The 21310-nt window shown below is 22.4% G+C and carries 17 protein-coding genes; 9 read left to right on the forward strand and 8 right to left on the reverse strand.

Annotation, left to right across the window (positions count from 1 at the left end; translation table 11 throughout):
- The first annotated feature begins 60 nt into the window (after positions 1-60).
- From aceE to lpdA, 3 genes are read left to right on the forward strand one after another with little or no spacing between them, the layout of a single operon-like run.
- The gene (gene aceE, locus AB4W52_RS00755; RefSeq protein WP_367675450.1) at positions 61-2730 is read left to right on the forward strand and encodes a pyruvate dehydrogenase (acetyl-transferring), homodimeric type; all 2670 of its coding nucleotides are present in this window, start codon (positions 61-63) and stop codon (positions 2728-2730) included.
- 14 nt (positions 2731-2744) lie between these two features.
- Positions 2745-4004: a 2-oxo acid dehydrogenase subunit E2 gene (locus AB4W52_RS00760; RefSeq protein WP_367675451.1), complete on the forward strand. Its 1260-nt coding sequence runs from the start codon at positions 2745-2747 to the stop codon at positions 4002-4004.
- 52 nt (positions 4005-4056) lie between these two features.
- Entirely contained in the window at positions 4057-5469 is a 1413-nt protein-coding gene (gene lpdA / locus AB4W52_RS00765) for a dihydrolipoyl dehydrogenase (protein WP_367675452.1), read from the forward strand.
- A gap of 170 nt (positions 5470-5639) precedes the next feature.
- On the opposite strand, the gene erpA is transcribed toward lpdA, so the two are convergent.
- The 8 genes from erpA to map all read right to left on the reverse strand — a co-directional run bounded on the left by erpA (position 5640) and on the right by map (position 14579).
- Entirely contained in the window at positions 5640-5978 is a 339-nt protein-coding gene (erpA, locus tag AB4W52_RS00770; protein ID WP_367675453.1) for an iron-sulfur cluster insertion protein ErpA, read from the reverse strand.
- A 116-nt stretch (positions 5979-6094) separates the two neighbouring features.
- Complete coding sequence (ftsZ, locus tag AB4W52_RS00775) at positions 6095-7240, reverse strand: cell division protein FtsZ (RefSeq protein WP_367675454.1); 1146 nt, start codon at positions 7238-7240, stop codon at positions 6095-6097.
- Between the two features lie 65 nt (positions 7241-7305).
- A complete protein-coding gene (ftsA, locus tag AB4W52_RS00780) occupies positions 7306-8541 on the reverse strand; it encodes a cell division protein FtsA (RefSeq protein ID WP_367675455.1) in 1236 nt (411 codons plus the stop codon).
- A gap of 120 nt (positions 8542-8661) precedes the next feature.
- Positions 8662-9576 carry a 16S rRNA (cytosine(1402)-N(4))-methyltransferase RsmH gene (gene rsmH / locus AB4W52_RS00785; protein ID WP_367675456.1) on the reverse strand — a complete coding sequence of 305 codons (915 nt, stop codon included), beginning with the start codon at positions 9574-9576 and terminating at the stop codon, positions 8662-8664.
- A 39-nt stretch (positions 9577-9615) separates the two neighbouring features.
- Positions 9616-10122 carry an acetolactate synthase small subunit gene (gene ilvN, locus AB4W52_RS00790; protein ID WP_367675457.1) on the reverse strand — a complete coding sequence of 169 codons (507 nt, stop codon included), beginning with the start codon at positions 10120-10122 and terminating at the stop codon, positions 9616-9618.
- Positions 10100-11815 carry a biosynthetic-type acetolactate synthase large subunit gene (ilvB, locus tag AB4W52_RS00795; protein ID WP_367675458.1) on the reverse strand — a complete coding sequence of 572 codons (1716 nt, stop codon included), beginning with the start codon at positions 11813-11815 and terminating at the stop codon, positions 10100-10102. Before ilvB ends, ilvN begins: the two co-directional genes overlap by 23 nt.
- Before the next feature lie 1140 nt (positions 11816-12955).
- Complete coding sequence (gene dapD / locus AB4W52_RS00800) at positions 12956-13774, reverse strand: 2,3,4,5-tetrahydropyridine-2,6-dicarboxylate N-succinyltransferase (protein WP_367675459.1); 819 nt, start codon at positions 13772-13774, stop codon at positions 12956-12958.
- 37 nt (positions 13775-13811) lie between these two features.
- Entirely contained in the window at positions 13812-14579 is a 768-nt protein-coding gene (gene map / locus AB4W52_RS00805; RefSeq protein WP_367675460.1) for a type I methionyl aminopeptidase, read from the reverse strand.
- Between the two features lie 210 nt (positions 14580-14789).
- Here map and rpsB point away from each other — a divergent pair, with 210 nt between their 5' ends.
- The 6 genes from rpsB (at position 14790) to AB4W52_RS00835 (ending at position 21281) form a co-directional block, all read left to right on the forward strand.
- Positions 14790-15488, forward strand: a complete 699-nt coding sequence (gene rpsB, locus AB4W52_RS00810; RefSeq protein WP_367675461.1) for a 30S ribosomal protein S2 — start codon at positions 14790-14792, stop codon at positions 15486-15488.
- Between the two features lie 88 nt (positions 15489-15576).
- Positions 15577-16374, forward strand: a complete 798-nt coding sequence (tsf, locus tag AB4W52_RS00815) for a translation elongation factor Ts (protein ID WP_367675462.1) — start codon at positions 15577-15579, stop codon at positions 16372-16374.
- Positions 16375-16429: 55 nt separating this feature from the next.
- A complete protein-coding gene (gene pyrH / locus AB4W52_RS00820; RefSeq protein ID WP_367675463.1) occupies positions 16430-17158 on the forward strand; it encodes a UMP kinase in 729 nt (242 codons plus the stop codon).
- Positions 17159-17238: 80 nt separating this feature from the next.
- Entirely contained in the window at positions 17239-17796 is a 558-nt protein-coding gene (gene frr, locus AB4W52_RS00825; RefSeq protein WP_367675464.1) for a ribosome recycling factor, read from the forward strand.
- Positions 17797-18186: 390 nt separating this feature from the next.
- Positions 18187-20718 carry an outer membrane protein assembly factor BamA gene (bamA, locus tag AB4W52_RS00830; RefSeq protein WP_367675465.1) on the forward strand — a complete coding sequence of 844 codons (2532 nt, stop codon included), beginning with the start codon at positions 18187-18189 and terminating at the stop codon, positions 20716-20718.
- A 98-nt stretch (positions 20719-20816) separates the two neighbouring features.
- Complete coding sequence (locus AB4W52_RS00835) at positions 20817-21281, forward strand: 3-hydroxyacyl-ACP dehydratase FabZ family protein (protein WP_367675466.1); 465 nt, start codon at positions 20817-20819, stop codon at positions 21279-21281.
- Positions 21282-21310 lie beyond the last annotated feature (29 nt).

Below are 21310 nucleotides of genomic sequence, written 5' to 3' on the forward strand. Positions count from 1 at the left end.
CTTCTATCTTTTTAAAGATTAAAAAAATTTTTTTAAAATACATAAAAAGGAGAATTTTAAATGCATATAAATAATTATAAGGAAAATGATATAGATCCTATTGAAACAAAGGAGTGGTTAGATTCAATACAATCAGTTATAAAAAGAGATGGATTAAAAAGAGGAAAGTTTTTAATTAATAGAATATTAAAAAAATATAAAAATATTAATATTTTAAATAAAAAAATCTTTTCTACAGATTATATTAATACGATTTCTTCTGAAAAAGAATTTTTATATCCAGGAAATTTAAAATTAGAAAAGAAAATTTGTTTTTCTGTATGTTGGAATGCAATTATGATGGTTTTGAGAGCATCTAAAAAAAATTTGAATTTAGGTGGTCATTTATCATCCTTTCAATCTTCTGCGATGATTTATGAAGTGTGTTTTAATCATTTTTTTCATGCGCAAAATGATTTAAATTCAGGTGATATAGTTTATTTTCAAGGACATATTTCTCCTGGAATTTATTCGAGAGCTTTTTTAGAAGGAAGATTATCAGAAAATCAAATTAACAATTTTCGACAGGAAGTACATGGAAAAGGATTACCTTCTTATCCTCATCCTAAATTAATGCCTGATTTTTGGCAATTTCCTACTGTTTCGATGGGTTTAGGTCCTATTTGTGCTATTTATCAAGCAAAATTTTTAAAATATCTAAAAAATAGAAATTTAAAAAACACTGATGGTCAAAAAGTCTATGCTTTTTTAGGGGATGGAGAAATGGATGAACCGGAATCTAAGGGTGCTATTAATATTGCGTCTCGTGAAAAATTAGATAATTTAATTTTCATTATTAATTGTAATTTACAAAGATTAGACGGTCCAGTAAACGGAAACGGGAAAATTATTAATGAATTAGAATGTATTTTTCGTGGTTCTGGATGGGAGACTATTAAAGTGATTTGGGGTAACAAATGGGATCATTTATTAAAAGAAGATTTTACTGGAAAATTAGTTCAATTAATGAATGAAACCTTAGATGGAGATTACCAAACTTTTAGATCAAAAAATGGAAATTATATTCGAAAAAATTTTTTTGGTCGTTATCCAGAAACGTTAGAACTTGTAAAAAATATGACAGACGAGGAAATTTGGAAATTAAATAGAGGTGGGCATGATTTTCAAAAAATTTATTCTGCTTTAAAAAAAGCGCAAGATATTAAAAATAAACCTGTAGTAATATTTTTTCATACTATTAAAGGTTATGGAATGGGGAAGAATGTTGAAGGAAAAAATATAGCGCATCAAACTAAAGAAATTAGTTTAGAAGATATAAAATATATTAAAGATAATTTTAAATTGCCTATTAAAGATAAACAATTAAAATTTTTACCGTATATTTCTTTTTCTAAAAATTCATCTGAATATAAATATATGCATTCTCAAAGAAAAAGATTAGGTGGATATATTCCTCAAAGGAAAATTTTTTTTTCAGAAAAATTATGTATTCCTAGTTTAAATGATTTTTCTTCTGTGCTTCAAGAAAATAAAAAACAAATATCTACTACTATTTCTTTTGTAAGAATTTTATATATTTTGTTAAATAATAATAAAATTAATAAAAGAATTGTTCCTATTATAGCAGATGAAGCTCGTACTTTTGGAATGGAAGATTTATTTAGAAAAATAGGAATTTATAATTTATATGGACAAAAGTATATTCCTCAAGATAAAGAGATATTATCTTATTATAAAGAAGACAAGAGCGGTCAAATTTTACAAGAAGGAATTAATGAATTAGGAGCTTTATCATCGTGGTTAGCTGCTGCTACCTCTTATAGTACAAATGATTTTCCAATGATTCCTTTTTATATTTATTACTCGATGTTTGGTTTTCAAAGAGTTGGAGATTTATGTTGGGCTGCAGGAGATCAACAAGCAAGAGGATTTTTAATTGGAGCGACGTCTGGTCGTACGACTTTAAATGGAGAAGGTTTACAACATGAAGATGGTCATAGTCATATTTATTCTTTGACTATTCCTAATTGTATCTCTTATGATCCAGCATATTCTTATGAATTAGCAGTAATAATTCAGAATGGTTTAGAAAGGATGTATGGTTCAAGTCAAGAAAATATTTATTACTATATTACTGTAACAAATGAAAATTATGATATGCCAGGTTTATCAGACAAATCAAAAGAAGGTATTTGTAAAGGAATTTATCAATTAGAAAAATATTCTAGTAATCAATCTTTTTCTATACAATTGTTGGGATCGGGTGCGATATTAAATATTGTGAGAAAAGCTGCAAAAATTTTATTTGAAAATTATAATATTAGTTCAGAAATTTATAGTGTGACTTCTTTTACAGAGTTAGCAAGGAATGGACAAGATTGTGATCGATGGAATATGTTAAATCCTTCTAAAAAATCTAAATTACCGTATATTTCTTTAATTATGAATAATAATCCTGCTATTGCTGTTACAGACTATATGAAATTATATGCTGAACAAATAAGAAAATATGTTCCTTCTGTATCTTATAGAGTTTTAGGAACGGACGGATATGGACGTTCAGATAGTCGAAAAAATTTACGTCAATATTTTGAAATTGATGAATATTATATTGTAATAGCGGCATTAAAAGAGTTATCTAAATTCGGAAAAATAGATGTTCAGTTAGTTTTAGACGCTATTAAAAAATTTAATATAAATGTTGATAAAATAAATCCGCGTTTAGTATAGGAGTATAAATTAAAGTGAATATTGTTATTAAAGTTCCTGATATTGGAATAGAAGAAGCTGAAGTAATAGAGGTTTTGGTAAATATTAATGATGAAGTTAATATAGATCAAGGTTTAATTATTGTAGAAGGTCAAAAAGCTTCAATAGAAGTTCCTTGTTTACATCATGGAATTATAAAAAAAATTGAAGTTAAAGTTGGCGATATAGTTAAAGTTAATTCTCCAATTGCAATTTTACAAGTTTTTGAATCAAATAAAAATAAACAACATGATAATGTTGTTTCTATAAATAAAAATTTAACATCTTCAAATCATTATAAACAGAAAAATCTTGAAATATGTGGAAATGAAGATAAGAAGAAAAAAAAATATGTACATTCTTCACCTTCAGTTAAAAGATTATGCCGTAAATTAAATATTTCTATTTCTCATGTTCAAGGTACAGGAAGAAAAAATAGAATTTTAAAAGAAGATGTAAAAAATTATTTTCTTTCTTTACAAGGGAAGAAAAAACTTGATAATAACATGCAAGAAAAAATATTTTATGAAAATGAGCAAGAGAATAAAAATATTTTAAATAAAAATAATGAAGTTGTTTTTTTAAGTAAAATACAACAATTTTCAGGTTTAAATTTAACTCGAAATTGGAAGAATATTCCGCATGTTACGCAATTTGATAAAATTGATATTACATGTTTAGAAAATTTTAGAAAAAAAATAAATAAAAATTTTACTGAGAAAAATGTAAAATTAACTTTATTACCTTTTATTATAAAATCTATTGCAATAAATTTAATTCAATATAAAAAATTTAATAGTGTTTTACATTCTAAAAAAGATCGAATTATCCTTAACAAGGATATTAATATAGGAATAGCTGTAAACACTAAAAAAGGAATTATTGTTCCTGTATTAAAAAATGTAGATAATAAAAATGTTTTAGAAATTTCCCAGGAGTTAATTTTATTATCAGAAAAAGCACAAAAGAAAAAACTATTATTTAATGATACAAAAGATAGCAGTTTTACTATTTCTAATTTAGGTGGATTTGGAGGAATGGAATTTACTCCTATTATAAATTTTCCTGAAGTAGCAATTTTAGGAGTTTCTAGAGCAAAAATTGAACCAATATGGAAAAAAGATAAGTTTATTCCACGTTTGCTATTGCCTATATCTTTATCGTATGATCATAGAGTTATTGATGGAGTAGATGGAGCTTTGTTTATAAAAAATTTAAATAAAAATTTAGAGAATTTTTATAAAATTTTATTTTAATTTATAAAGTTTTTTAAATTTTAAAAAAAAAATAAATTTTGGATATTTTAAAATGAATACACAAGTTATTAATACAAGTTTAGTAGTTATTGGTGGAGGTCCTGCAGGATATTCTTCTGCTTTTAGAGCATCTGATTTAGGAATAGATACTATTTTAATTGAAAAAGAATCTGTGTTAGGAGGAGTATGCTTAAACTATGGTTGTATACCTTCTAAAGCTTTATTACATTTTTCAAAATTTTTAGAAGAATATAAAGAGTTTACAGAATTAAAAATTTTTAATAAAAAATTATCTTTTAATTTAGAAAATATTAAAAGATGGAAACAAAATATAATTAGTGATATGAATAATGGATTAAAAATTTTAGCAAATAAAAGAAATGTACAAGTTATTCAAGGAACAGCATCTTTTATTCATAAAAATAAAATTCTTGTTAAAAAAGAAGATTGTAATATTGAATTAAATTATGAAAATACAATTATTGCTTCTGGATCTAGTCCCATTAAACTTCCGTCTTTAAGAAATAAAATAGATAAGAGAATATGGTATTCTACTGATGCTTTAAAAATTCCATTTATTCCCTCTAAAATGTTGATTATTGGAGGAGGTATCATCGGTTTAGAAATGGCTATTGTATATAGTTCTTTAGGTACAGAAATTGATGTTATAGAAAATTCAAGTATGATTTTGCCTTCTTCTGATTTGGATGTAAGTTCTTTTTTTATTAACTCAATTAATAAAAAATTTAATTTATTTTTAAGTACTTCAATAGAGAAAATAAAATTTTTAGAGAAAAAAATTTTTGTTAAAATAAATAAAAATGGAAAAATGTATAAAAATAAATATGATGTGATTTTAGTTTCTATAGGAAGATTTCCAAATACAAATTTAAATTTAAATAATGTGAATGTAGATTTGGACAATAGAGGTTTTATTAAAACTAATAAACAATGTTGTACAAATATTAAAAATATATTTGCCGTTGGTGATGTTACAGGTAATCCAATGCTTGCGCATAAAGGAATTTATGAAGGTCATATTGCAGCTGAAGTAATATCTGGAAAAAATCATTTTTTTGATACTAATATTATACCTAATATTTGTTATACAGATCCTGAAGTTGCTTGGGTTGGGATCAGTGAAAAAGAAGCGATTAAAAGTAATATTGAATATGAGAAAGCAGTTTTTCCATGGATTGCTTCTGGAAAAGCACGTGTTTCTAATGCTGTAAATGGAATGACAAAATTAATTTTTAATAAAAATACAAAAAAAATTATTGGTGGATCTATTGTTGGTAGAAACGCTGGAGAATTATTAGGAGAAATCACTTTAGCAATAGAAATGGGTTGTGATATTTCTGATATTTCTTTAACTATACATGCTCATCCTACATTATATGAATCTATTAATTCTACATCTAAAATAGCTGAAAGAACAATTACTGATTTAATCAATTTAAAATAATGATCAATAATTTTATATATTTTGTTTTTATTATTAATATTTCTAATGTTTATCTTTTTTTTTGTGATGTTATGTTATTTCAAAACATAACATCAATGTTTTTATTGTTTATCTTTTTTTTTATAATATTCTGTATTTTTTAAATACAGATAATTTTCTTATAATTAATTTTATATACTAAAAGATTCTCCGCAACTACATTTAGTTTTTGCATGTGGATTTTTTATAATAAATTTAGAACCATTTAAATTTTCAATATAATCAATTTCTCCTCCAACAAGATATTGAAAACTAATTGGATCAATAATTATTTCAATATTTGATTTTTTTATTATAATATCTTGTTGATTGATTTTTTTTTCAAATTTAAATCCGTATTGAAATCCGTTACATCCTCCTCCTGTAATATATATTCTAAATCTAATATTTTTTTTTTTTTGAGATGATAAATTTTTTATTTGAATAATCGCAGACTTAGTTATTTTCATTTGAGATATTTTATCATTCATGAAATAAACCTTTTTCATTCTTTTTATTAAATTATATTTTTATTTGCATTAATAAATTTTTATGTATTTTAAATATTTTCTAAAAAAAAAAAATTTTAGAAAATTTATTAAAAATTTTATTTTTTTCTTAAAAATGTTGGAATGTCCAAATAAGATTTATCTTCAGAAAATAATTTTTTTTCTTTTCTTTCAGAATTATATTTTTTTTTTTTTGAAAATTTTAAAGGATTTAATCGATGATTTCTATAATTTTTTATTAGATTTTTTTGTTCTGAATTTTTATTTTTTTTTTTTAATGCAATTTGTTTTTCTAATCCAATTCCTGTTGCTACAACTGTTACTCTTAATTCATCGTTCATATCTGGATCAAGTGAAGTTCCTATTACAACGGTTGCATTATCTGAAGAAAATGATCTAATAGTATTTCCAACTATTTCAAATTCGTCTAATCTTAGATTCATTCCTGCTGTAATATTTACGAGAACTCCTTGAGCACCTGATAAATCGACATCTTCTAAAAGAGGGCTAGATATAGCAATTTCTGCAGCTTCTTCTGATCTGTTTTCTCCTGAAGAAATTCCAGTTCCCATCATTGAATAACCCATTTCTGACATTACAGTACGTACATCAGCAAAATCAACATTCATGAGTCCAGGTCGAGTAATTAGTTCTGCAATTCCTTGCACAGCTCCTTTTAGAACATTATTTGCTGCACTAAAAGCATCTAATAATGAAATTCCTCGATTCAATACTTTTAATAATTTGTCATTTGGAATAATAATTAATGAATCAACATGTTTGGAGAGATCAATAATTCCTTGATCAGCGCATAACATTCTTTTTTTTCCTTCGAAGTGAAAAGGTTTAGTTACAACTGCAACTGTTAGTATACCTAAAGATTTAGCTACTTCTGCAACGACTGGAGCAGCTCCAGTACCGGTTCCTCCTCCCATTCCTGCAGCAATAAAAATCATATCTGCTCCTTCTAATGCTGTTTTTAAAATTTCTTTATCTTCTTCTGCAGATGTTCTTCCAATTTCTGGATTAGCTCCTGCACCTAAACCTTTTGTAATATTTGTTCCAATTTGAATAATTTGATTTACTTCAATTTTTCTTAAAGCTTGTGCATCGGTATTAATTGCAAAAAATTCTACTCCTTCAATTTTTTCTTTTACCATGTATTCAACTGCGTTACCTCCTCCACCACCTATTCCTATAACTTTAATCACTGCATCGTTACTTACTTCTACTGGTTCAAACATGAGTGTTTCTCCTTTTTTTTTCTTTGTATTTTATTTATAATTTTTTAATAGTTAGATATTTTGCCTTATGCATTAAACCAATTATTGAAATTATAAAACCAATTATTTTTATTGATAAAAAAATTGTTTTTATTTTTTTTCTTATTATTTTTAAAATATAATAATCCAATTACTGTAGAGTATTCTGGTGTTTTAATTTTTTCTGAAGTTTCTTGAATATTTTTTGCATATCCTATTTTTACAGGCATTTGAAAAATTTTTTTTGCGCAATCAGTAAAGAATTTGGTTTTTGCCACACCGCCTGTCAGTACTATACCACTATTTAAATTATATTTTTGACCTTGAAATTTTAGTCTTTTTTGCACATTAATAATTTGATGATTAATAATTTCTAATAATTCTAAACATCTAGATTCAATTACTTCTGTTAATTTTTCTTGATTTAATATTTTTGATTTATTGTTAGGTCTTGTAATTTGAACATTTTGAAAATTTTCTTGTAAAAAACTTGATGCACATCCATATTTTATTTTTATATTTTCAGCGTCAGTTAGAGATGAAGAGAAAGCATATGAAATATCTTTTGTAATTGAATCTCCTGCGTATGGTATCACTTGACTATGTTGTAAAGATCCATTGATATAGATTAAAATATCTATTGTTCCTCCTCCTATATCAAGCATGCATACTCCTAATTGTTTTTCTTCTTCTGTTAGTATAGCTTTACTTGAAGCGAGTCCTGAAAAAATTATTTTGTTAATTTCTATATTACATTTTTCTATTGCTTTAATGATATTTTTTTCTATGCTATAATCTGAGGTAATTAGATGCACTTTTGCTTGCATGCGAATTCCTGACAAACCTAATGGATTTTTTATTCCTTGATGTTCATCAATTATATATTCTTGAGGAAGAATATGTAAAATATGATATTTATCATACATTTTTATAGATTTAGCTGTTTTAATCACTTTCTCTATATCTTTTTTTGTTACTTCGTCTTTTTGAATTGATACCATTCCAATTTCATTTCTATAATCAATATATTTGTTCGAAAACGCTAAATTAATTTTTTTTATTTGATAATTTGACATTTTTTCAGCTTGAGAAATTGATTTTTTAATACATTTGATTAATAATTCTAAATCATGAATATCTCCTTTATTTATTCCTTTAGAAGGATAAGTTCCTAATCCAAGAACTTTAATTTCTTTATTTTGTAAAATTTCTCCTACTAGTGATACAATTTTAGTAGTACCTATTTCTATACCAACAATAATTTCTTTATTTTTCCACTTCATTATTATTTAAACTCATTATTTGAATAAAAATGTTATTAAAATAATAGATATTTTATTATATTATTATTTATAAATATTTTTTAAAAAAATGTATTTTTTTAAGATTTTATATAATAAAAATTATTTTAATTCTGCTGTTCTTAAAATTGCACTTCTGCATCTAGAATTTTTTAGAATATCTTTTTTTGTAGGGGATATTTTTTTAAAAATTCTTAATTTATATTTTTTTTTTCCAATTCTTTTTAGTTCTTTGATAGTTAATGGAATATTTTTTGGTAAATTTGGAATTTTTCTACTATTTTTAAATAAAAATTTTTTCACAATTCTATCTTCTAATGAATGAAAACTAATAATACATAATCTTCCTTTAGGCGCAAGTATCTGAAGAACTTTACTTAAAAAATTTTTCAATTCATTTAATTCATTATTTATTTTGATTCGAATTGCTTGAAAAGTTCTTTTAGAGGATTTTGTATTTTTTTGAGGAGTGATTTTTGAAATGATTTTATGTAGTTCATGTGTTTGTAATATTGGTCTTTTTTTGATAATATGAAAAGCAATTTTTTTAGAATATTTTTCTTCTCCATATTTTTTTAACACTTTAAAAATTTCTTTTTCTGTTGCATTCATTAACCAATTAGATGCGGAAAATCCATTTTTTTGATTCATTCTCATATCTAATGGTCCATTATTTTTAAATGAAAAACCTCTTTTTACATTATCCAATTGCATAGATGACATTCCTAAATCTAATATAATTCCATTAACTTTTTGAATTATTTTATATTTTTTACAGTGTTTGTATATATTTGAAAACAAATCGTGAATGATAGTAAATCTTGAATCTTGAATTTTTTTTCCAATTTTAATGGATTCAGGATCTCGATCTATTGCATATAATTTTCCATAACTATTTATTTTTTCTAAAATACATTTGCTGTGTCCTCCAGAACCAAATGTTCCATCTATGTAAATTCCATTTTTTTTGATTTTTAATGCTTGAATAGATTTTTTTAGTAATACAGGAATATGCATTTTATATTTTCTGAACAATGTTAATTTATATGATAATTTTTAATTTTTAGAAATTATAATTTTTTTTAATTTAGAAATTTTTATTATTTTTCCGAGTTTTTTAATTTTTTCTAAAATTTTTTTCATTTTTTTCGAATTTTCTGATATTTCTATTATATATTTTAAATCTTTAAAATAAATTATTTTTGTTTTAAAAAAACTTAAAATTTTTTTTATTTTTTCAAAAAATATTTGATTACTTTGAATGTTAATTAAGAATTTTTTTTGAATAATAAAATTAGTTTTTTTGATCTGATATATTTTTATTACATTAATTAATTTATATAATTTTTTTGGAATTTTTTTAATATCTTCTTTTTTTCCTATTATTTCAATTGTTATATCAAAAATTTTTTTATTTTTTTTTAAAAAAACTGTTAAGTTGTTAATTTGGTTTTTTTGATATTGTGAAATAATACTTATTACTCTCAACAAAGCTCCAAATTCATTTTCTAATAATATGTTTAATATTGTAGAGTGTTTTTTATTTTTTAAATCGCATTTCATTCATTCCTCCACCTTTGATTTGCATGGGATAAACATGTTCAGAAGAATCAATTTTGACATCTACAAAGACAAGTTTTTTTTGTGATAAATATTTTAAAGATTTTTTTATTTTTTTTTCTAATTCATGTGGTTTAGAAATAGATATGCCAGTATGACCATAAGATTTTACTAATTTAATAAAATTTGGTAAAGATTTCATATATGAATTCGAATGTCTTCCAAAATATATTAAATCTTGCCATTGTTTAACCATGCCTAAAGAATTGTTATTTAAATTCAATATTAGTATAGGAATTTTATATTGCATAGCTGTTGATAGCTCTTGAATATTCATTTGTATACTTCCATCTCCAGTAATACAAATAACATTTTTTTTTGGTAGCGCAATTTTTACTCCTAAAGCAGCAGGTAAACCAAAACCCATTGTTCCTAATCCTCCTGAATTAATCCACTGTCTCGGTTTTTCAAAGGTGTAATGTAATGCTGTAAACATCTGATGTTGACCTACATCGGAAGTAATATAAAATTTACCACTAGTTAATTTGGAAAGTACTTTAATTACTTGCTGAGGTTTTATTTTTTTGGGAGTGTTTTGAATTTCTATACAGTTAAATTGTTTCCATGTATTAATTTTTTTCCACCATTTTTTTAATCTTTTTGAAGAAAATTTTTTTTTTATGGTTTGCAAATATTTAATCATTTTTTTTAAAATTTTTTTAATATCTCCTATGATTTTAATATTTGCTTTTATTGTTTTAGAAATTGAAGTTGGATCTATATCGATTTGTATAATAGTTGAAAATGGACAATATTTTTTAATATTATTTGTTGTTCTATCATCGAATCTTACTCCAAGTGCAAAAATTAAGTCAGAATAATGCATACTCATATTTGCTGCATATTTTCCATGCATTCCTATCATTCCTAAATTTTGTTTATGATTTCCAGGAAAACCGCCTAGAGCCATTAAAGAGCTCGTAACAGGTATGTTTAATTTTTCTGCAAATAATCTTAATTCTTGAGAACTATTAGAATGTATGATTCCACCACCAATATATATAATTGGTTTGTGTGCTTTGATAATTTTTTTAGTTATTTTTTTTATGATTTCTTTATTTATTTTTTTTATTTTATTATATAATTTTATCTTAATATTTTTAGGATGTATATAAGGTTCTTTTTTTTGAGAAGATAAAATATCTTTGGGTAAGTCTATAACAACTGGACCAGGTCTTCCATTTGATGCTATTAAAAAAGATTTTTTAATTATATGAGGAATTTCTTTTGTTTTTTGCACTAAAAAACTATGTTTCACAATAGGTTGAGAAATTCCTAACATATTACATTCTTGAAAAGCGTCGTATCCAATTAATTTTGATTCAACTTGTCCAGATAAGATAATAATTGGAATAGAATCCATATATGCTGTTGCTATTCCTGTGATTGCATTAGTTGCTCCCGGTCCTGAAGTTACGAGAACAACTCCTACTTTTCCTGTAGATCTTGCATATCCATCTGCCATATGAGCAGCTGCTTGTTCATGACGCACAAGAATATGTTTTATTTTCTTTTTCATAAGATTTAATGCGTCATATATTTCTAAGACTGCTCCTCCAGGATAGCCAAAAATATGTTTAACTCCTTGATCAATTAATGATTTGACAACGATTTCTGCACCAGAAAAAATTTTCATATTTTATTCTCGAATCATATTTTTGTTTAAATTTTTTATAAATATAATAGAAATTTTTTAGTAAAATTTTTTATAATTTTTGATAAGAGATTTTTTTTATATATTACTTTTTTCTATTTTTCTATTTTATATTTTATTTGATAAGATTTCTAATAAATTATATAAATTTTTTCTTATAAAAATTTTTCATAAGAAACTTTTCTTAAATTATTAATATTTTTTAATCTTTGTATATTATTTACATCATACATGATATTTAAAAAAAAAAAGAAATATATTTTTATTAAAATAGAAAATATAAATAAAAATTTTATAAAAATAAAATATTATATAAAATTTTTTCACTGATATATTTGATATTTTTATAAATTTTCTTTAAAAAAAATAATATATTTATATTATTTTCGAAAAAGTTTTATTTTTTTTAAAATAAATTTTTTAGAATTTTTTTATTAAAGTAATTAATGATTTTTTTTTTTTTATTTTTTTTATTCTTTTTTCTTTTCTTTGTTTTTTGATAGTGATACATATTTTTTTAAAATAAAAATTTTTTAGAAATTTTAGTTTGTCATTTTCTATAAAAAAATATTTTAAATAAAATTTTTCAAAATACGATTGTATTTCAGTTTTTATTTTGAAAGAAAATAATATTTTTTTATTTATATATTTTATTCTTTTTAAATAAAAATTTTAAAATAGCGATTTTATTTAAATATAATTTAAAATTTTTTTTATATATTTTTTAATGTTATTTTTTATGATTTTTTTTAAAAAATTTTATAAAACATATAAATTAAAAAATGTAGGTATTTTGTAAACTCGGTTTTTTAGTGTTTTTTCATTTTATTTTTTTATATCAAGAATTATTATATTTATTTAATATCTTTTTAAATATAATTACTCTAAAAGATAAAATATAAGGTTTTTATAAATTAAATTAGTTTTAATTAAGATTAGATATAATTGAATTTTTTAATATTTATCGTATTTTTATTTTAAAAAAATTATTTTTTGAATTTTTTTATTTCAAGTTTTTATATTTTAATAGAAAATATTTTATTGCCCAAATAAATATTTTTAATTGGGCTATATTAAAAAATAAAAATATTAGATTTATATTATTTTTATTTATTGAATTTTTTAAATTTTATTTCTTAATAATTTATTTATTTCTACTTTTTTTAATGTTTGATGATTTACTTTCTTAACAATTATTGCACTGTATAAATTATATTTTTTATTTTCTGCAGGAAGACTTCCAGAAACAACAACTGAATTTTTAGGAACTCTACCATAATAAATTTTATTTTTTGTACGATCATATATTTTTGTGCTTTTTCCAATAAAAACACCCATTGATATGACTGATCCTTTTTCTATAATTACTCCTTCTACTATTTCTGATCTAGCACCTATAAAACAATTATCTTCAATAATTGTTGGATTGTTTTGTAATGGTTCTAATACTCCTCCAATCCCAACTCCACCAGATATATGTACGTTTTTACCGATTTGAGCGCATGATCCAATTGTTGACCATGTATCAATCATACTATTTTCTCCAACATATGCTCCAATGTTGATGAAGCAAGGCATAAGTATAGTATTATTTTCAATAAAAGATCCGTATCTAATTATTGCTGCAGGAACGGATCGAATATTATCTTTTTTAAATGAAAATTTATTATAATTTTCATGTTTTAATGGAATTTTGTCATAATAAGATGTAAGTTTACCTTGAAAAACTTTGTTTTTTTGATACAAAAGAAATAATAATATCGCTTTTTTAATCCATTGATGTGTAACCCATTTATTATTAATTTTTTCTGCAACGCGTAATTTTCCCGAGTTGATCATTTTAATAATTTTATTTACGACTTGTAGAATTTTTTTTTTATCATTTTTTTTTTCATATCTTTCTTCAAAATATTTTTCTATGATTTTTTTTTTATTTTTCATTTTTTACCTTTTTTTTTAATTAAATATTTTTTTATATTTATATCTTTTCTTTTTTTCTCAGAGTTAAGACTTCATATCCATTTTCAGTGACTAATATTGTATGTTCATATTGTGCTGATAAACTATTATCTTTTGTTTTAACAGTCCAGTTATCTTTGTCACAAAATATATTTCTTTTTCCTGCGTTAATCATTGGTTCTATAGTAAAAATCATTCCTTTTTGAAGAATTATATTTTGTTTTTTTTCATTGTAATGTAGAACGTATGGTTCTTCATGAAAATTTTTTCCAATACCATGTCCGCAATATTCTTGTACAACTGAAAAATTGTTTTTTTTAGCTATTTTTTCAATTGTTTTTCCAATTTTATTTAAATTAATTCCTGGCTTAATTATTTTGATAGATGAATATAAACTTTCTAAAGTTACTTTACATAATTTTTTTGCTATATGAGAACATTTTCCTACCATAAACATTTTAGATGAATCTCCGAAATAATTATTTTTTATTAATGAAATATCAATATTTAATATATCTCCATTTTTTAAAATAATTTTTTTATTTGGAATTCCGTGACAGACAACATTATTTAAAGATACGCAAATAGATTTCGGATATCCTTGATATCCTAGACATGCTGGAATAGATTTTTTTTTATTAACGATATAGTTATGGCAAATTTTATTAATTTCTTCTGTACTAATTCCTGGAGAAATATATTTTTTAATAAAATCTAAAACATCTGCAGTTAATTTACATACTTCTTTCATTTTTTTAATATCATAACTATTTTTAATAATAATCATATTTTTTTATTTTAATTATATTAATTGGTGTATTTTATCATTGAAAAAAAAAATAAATGTAATTAATTTTCTAATTTTATTTATATGGTTTATTATAATATATATTTTTTAGTACTGATATTTAAAAAAATATTTTATTTTGAAAAAATATATGAAAACTATTTAAATATAGATAATTTTAATTTTTTTTAAAAAAATTTTGAGGAATATATGATAAAAATTTCTATGAAAGAGATGATTAAAGCTGGTATACATTTTGGACATCAAACTCGTTATTGGAATCCGAAAATGAAACCATTTATTTTTGGTTCTAAAAATAAAATTCACATTATAAATTTAGAAAAAACTCTTCCAATGTTTCATAATGCTTTATTACAATTAAAAAAAATTCATTTAAAACAAGGAAAGATACTTTTTGTTGGTACTAAAAAATCTGCTTCGAATTTAATAAAACAAACAGCAATATCTTGTAAACAATATTATGTGAATTATCGTTGGTTAGGAGGTATGTTAACAAATTGGAAAACAGTAAGACAATCTATACAACATTTAAAAGATTTAGAAATGCAGCTAAAAAATGGTGTTTTTAATAAATTAACAAAAAAAGAAGCTTTAATGCGTTCTAGAAAATTATTAAAATTAGAAAATAGTTTAGGCGGAATAAAAGATATGGGTGGTATTCCAGATTGTTTATTTGTAATAGATGCAGATTACGAAAAAATTGCTATTAAGGAAGCTAATAATTTAAATATTCCTATTTTTTCAATTGTTGATACTAATTCTAATCCTGATGGAGTTAATTTCATTATTCCTGGAAATGATGATGCTATTAGATCAGTAAATTTTTATCTAAAAAATGTTGTTTCTGTTTTGTGTAATAATACAAATAAAATAAAAAAATTAAATTAAAAAGTATTTTTTTTATAAGAATTATATTTGTATTAATTTAGAATTTTTTTTTTAAGATACTAGAAAACTTTTATTCATGGGACTTATTATGAAAATTTCGTCTGATTTAGTAAAAAAATTAAGAATGTTAACTGGTGTTGGAATATTAGATTGTAAAAAAGCTTTGTTAAAAAAGAAAGGAAATATAAATGAATCGATAGACTATTTACGTGAAAAAGGTAAGAATAAAGCTTTAAATAAAATATCTCGAAAAACTTTACAAGGTATGATTTTTGAAAAGATTCAAGATCATGTCGGTGTAATTTTAGAATTAAATTGTGAAACAGATTTTGTCTCACAAGATAAAAATTTTATTAATTTTGGAGAAAAAATTCTTAATTTTGCATTACAAAAAAAAATTTTTGATTTTGATTTTTTAAAAAAAAAATTTGAAAATGAAAGAATTCATTTAGTATCTATATTTAATGAAAACATAAAAATTTCGAGGTTTTATTTTTTACAAGGAAAGTTTTTATATTCTTATTTACATAGATCAAGAATCGGAGTTCTTTTAAAAAGTAATTCAAATAATTTTTCTTTAATTAAATTGGTTGCTATGCATATAGTTGCAAGTAAACCTTTATATTTAAATCCTGAAAATATTCCTAAAAAAATTCTGTCTAGAGAGAAAAAAATTCAATTATCTAGATCATTACAGTCTGGAAAAAATGAGTTTATTGCAAAAAGAATTGTTTCTGGAAGAATGAAAAAATTTATTAGTGAGATAGCTCTTACTAAGCAAAATTTTGTAATTGATCCTAAAATAAAAGTGGAAAAATTTTTAAAAAAAAACAATATTGTTATAGAAAATTTTATGCGTTTTGAAATAGGAGAGTATATATTTTAAAAATATATTTTTTTAAAATTTTTTTATATTTTTTAATTTTTCTATAGGTTGAATTATGTTTAAAAATAATCGTTTACTTAAATATAAAAGAGTAATTTTAAAATTAAGTGGAGAATCTTTAATAAATTTAAAAAATAAAAACAATATCGATAGTTTTTTTTTGAATTTTTTATCTCAAGAAATTAAAAAAATTGTTGATTTAAATGTAGAATTAGGTATTGTTATAGGCGCTGGTAATTTGTTTCGTGGTCAACAATTACAAAAGATTGGTTTTAATCGTGTGATAGCTGATCAAATTGGTATTTTATCTACCATTATTAATGGTTTAGCAATAAATAATTTTATGAATCAGATGCATATAAAAACTTTATTAATGTCATCGATTCCATTAAATGGAATTTGTGAAACATATAATTGGAATCGAGCAATAAAATTCTTGTCTCAGAAAAATGTTATAATTTTTTCAGCAGGAATTGGTAATCCCTTTTTTACAACAGATTCTGCAGCGTGTTTGAGAGCTATTGAAATTAAAGCAGACATTGTTTTAAAAGGAACTCAAGTAGATGGAGTTTACACTTCAGATCCAAAGAAGAATCTTGAGGCAAAATTATATTCTCAATTAAGTTATAAAACCGTTTTAAAAAAAGAATTAAAAGTTATGGATTTATCTGCTTTTATTTTAGCAAGAGATTATAATTTACCTATTCGTATCTTTAATATACGAAAACCTAATTCTTTATTAAGGATTGTTCAAGGATTAAATGAAGGAACTTTAATTCATTGATTTTTTAGATTTTATAAAAATCGAAAATATTTTAAAGTTATCTTTGTGTGACATTTTTTTCTATTTATTAGAGTGAAATTATGATAAAAAATATTGAGATAGAAGCAGAAAAAAAAATGAAAAATTGTATAGAGAATTTTTCGCAATCTATTAATAAACTTAGAATGAATCGAGCTTCCCCTGATTTATTAAAAGATATTTTTATTAATTATTATGGGAAAAAAATGACTTTAGGTTCTATTTCTAATATAGTAGTAGAAGATTCCAGGACTTTACGTATTAATACTTTTGATAGTAATATTAATACTGAAGTAGAAAAAGTCATTATGAATAGTAATTTAGGATTAAATCCTATTTCTATTGGAAAAACAATTAAGGTACCAATTCCTTCTTTAACAGAAGAGAGACGATTAAGTATAATAAAAATTTTGCAGAAAATGGCTGAAAAGAGTAAAATTTCTGTAAGAATTATTAGAAGACATACAAATGAAATTATTAAAAATTTATATAAAGAAAAAAAAATTAGTCAAAATGAAGAAAAAAAACTTCAAAACAGTATACAATTGTTAACAAATGTGTATATTAAAAATATAGATTCTAAAATGAAAATAAAAATAAGAGAATTACAAGAATTTTAAATATATTTTATATAAAAAAATTTTTTAGTAAATTTTTTTAATTAATTATATTTTAATAATTTATTTATTTTTTATACGATTTAAGATAAAATTTTTATAGTATTTTATAAAATTTTTTTTTACAATTTTCAAAAAGATATTTTATATTTTTTTATATTTAAATTTACATTTGTATAAATAGAAACGTATAAATTATATGTATTTTATACATGAAAAAATTTTTTATTATTTAATAGTTTTTTTGTTGCATTATTAAAGTAATTTGTTAAAATTTTGTAATTTAGAAAAATATTAAATATATTTCTTTAAAAAATTTCTTCAAAATTTTTTTTATAAACTTTATTTTTTAAATTTATTTTTCAAAATTTTTATTTATTAAAAGAGAAAAAAATGTTTTTTTTTAAAAAAAATACTTATTTAATTAATATAAGAAATTTAGTTCTTGCTTTATTTTGTATATTAAGTATACAAAATTTACATGCAAGTAAAAGTTTTATATGTAAAAGTATTCAGTTTCAAGGATTAGAGAATGTAACTCAAGAAGAGGCAAAAAAATATTTAACTTTTAATGTTCATAATGTTGTTACACAAAATGATATAGATGACAGTATAGATAGATTGTATGCAAGTGAACAGTTTGAATCTGTGAGTGTAGATGTTTCAGACGGAGTAGTTACTGTTACAGTACGAGAATTTCCAATTTTATCTAAAATTAATATTACAGGAAATAATAATGTTCCTGAACAAGTTATTAAAAAAATTTTAAATAGTTTGGGGATTTATGAAAATGGTTTTCTTGATCGAAAAAAATTCATTATATTTAAGGAAAAACTTTTAGCGTATTATTCTGAGATGTTAAGAAAAGGGACAACAATATATTTATCTGTGGAAGATAATTGGAATCAAAATTCTTCTACATTAGGAGAATCAGTAATTTTAAATATATTTGTGCTAGAAGATGAACCTTACAAAATTAAAGAAATAAATTTTCATAAAAATCAAGAATACACATCGAGTGAACTTGCTAGTCTTTTAACTTGTTATGAAGAAAATTTCTTTAAAAGAAGATCTTTTAAGGATAATTATTCTTTTCAAAATCTTATAGAGGATATGAAAAGAATATATTTTTTTTATCACAGTCAAGGATATGTAAATTGTAATATTACTCGTAGTATTGTTTATTCTGATGATGATAAAACAGTTTCTATTAATTTAGATATTTACGAAGGTGATCAATTTTATTTAACAGATTTTATCTTGGATCGAGGTGTACCATCATTTGTGAAAGAAGATTTGCATGAATTACTTGAAAAAAATATTAATCAAATTTTTGATTTGAATGATATTGAATATTTTCAAGAATTTTTATTTGCTAAGCTTTCAGATTTAGGTTATTTAAATGCAGAAGTTCATGTCAATCCTTTGATAGATTCGGATCGTAATACAGTTAAACTGGAAATTAAGGTTAAAACAAATCAAAGATGTACTGTAGAAGAAATTTCTTTTGAAGGTCTTAAATTATTTAAGCCAAATTATTTACTTAAAAATTTTTTACAAAAAGAAAATACTTATATTAATAAAAAAGATATTCTGCATGATTTAGAATATTTAAGAAGTACAGGTTTTTTTGAATCTGTTGAATTTAAATTATTACCTAATCCAGATCAAAAAAATTTATTTAAATTACAATACATTGTTAAAGAAAAGAATCAAAATTCTGTGAATGGTGGTGTAGGATTAGATGAAAATCAGAATGTAGATGTACATTTTCAATTTAATAACACTCATGCTTTAGGTATAGGAAACACTGTATCATTAACTGTTGCAAAATCTGTTGATAAAAATTCTTTAAAAATTTCTTTTTTAAATCCTCGTTTTTGTAGTGATAAATGTTCATCTAATATTAATTTTTTTGTAGAAACTACTAATCGAATCTTATCTTCCGATAAAAAAGATTTTCTTGGTATAAAAAATGAATATTTTAATGATACATATAATTGGATTAGAAAATTTTTAAATATTGGTGGTCAAAAAGATTTATCTATGTTGAATTATGAAATAAATGAATCGTTAGGCATACATGTCTCTTCAAATAGTAATTTGAATTTGTCTGCAGGATATTCATATCATGAAAGTAGAGATACTGATAAGACTTTATTAAATAAAAAATTTCCTTTTAAGAATTTTTTTTATAGTGATAATTCTATAAAATTTTTGAAAAGTATTAATGAAAATATAAATTTAAATGCGGCATATACATTTCAAGAATCTATTGATTCACCTATTTTAGATTTAAATAATAATGTGTTTTTTTCAACTAATTATATTATTCCTTTAAATCAAGATAATAATTATTTTAAGTTTATTTTAAATGCTAATAAATATTTTCCAATTTTTTTAGAAAATAATAACTTTTTTTTATCAATACGAACTTGTTCTGGATTGAAAATTTTTCAACAAAATAATGAATTAAATAATTATGATGATTTTTATGCAAGTAATAATTATTTTATAAGAGGATATTCTTTAGGAGCTATTGGTCCTAAGAGAGTTAATTCTTCTAATGCTGAAGAAAATAAAAATTTGGATTTACATGATCTAAAACAAACTGTTGGTGGAAATATTTTTTCTATTAATAGTGTAGAATTAGTTTCTCCTATTCCTTTTTTAAATATAGATTATGCAAAAAATTTTCAAGTATCTACTTTTGTAGATTTCGGAAATATATGGAAATTGGATTTACTTTCACAACAAGATAATTCAGAACTTCATTATAGTAATCCTAAAAGTATTTATGGTTCATATGGATTATCTTTAAAATGGAAATCTCCTTTTGGTATGATTTCTTTTTCTTATTCTTTACCAATTGGTAAGTATGATCAAAAAGATTTAGATAGTTTTCAAATAAATTTTGGTACTTAATATAAGTATCATCTTTTCATTTTAGTTTTTAAAAATTCATCTTATTTTAGTTATTTTGAAATAAGATGAAATTTTTTTATGTATTTTTAAGAGCATGTTTGGTTGAAAAAATGCATTTTTCAAATGATTTTTTAAAATTTATTCCTCATCGCAAACCATTTTTATTTGTTGATCAAATTTTAGAATTTAAAAAAAATGAATTTTTATTTTCTAAGTTTAAAGTTCGTTCAGAAGAATCTTTTTTTTTAGGACATTTTCCTAAAAATCCAATTTTTCCTGGAATATTTATTTTAGAATCAATGATGCAATCAGCTGGAATTTTAATTGGAATGAATGATAAAAAATTACTCATGAAACAAAGAAAAAATTATGTTACATATATAAAACATGCTAAATTTTATCATCCTATTTTTCCTAATTCTAGTATGTATATTAAAGTTTTTTTATTGAATCAAATAAAAGGTTTTTTTAAATTTCAAGGATATTCTTTTGTTAATAAAATTTTGGTTTGTCAAGCAATGATTACAATTTATGTAGAAGAAATTTTTTGTAAAAAAATTTAGAAATTTCATAAAAAATATTTTTAATTTGG

It is taken from the genome of Buchnera aphidicola (Chaetosiphella stipae setosa) (genome assembly GCF_964059095.1).
In the GTDB taxonomy this organism is placed as follows: Bacteria; Pseudomonadota; Gammaproteobacteria; order Enterobacterales; family Enterobacteriaceae; genus Buchnera_J; species Buchnera_J aphidicola_BP.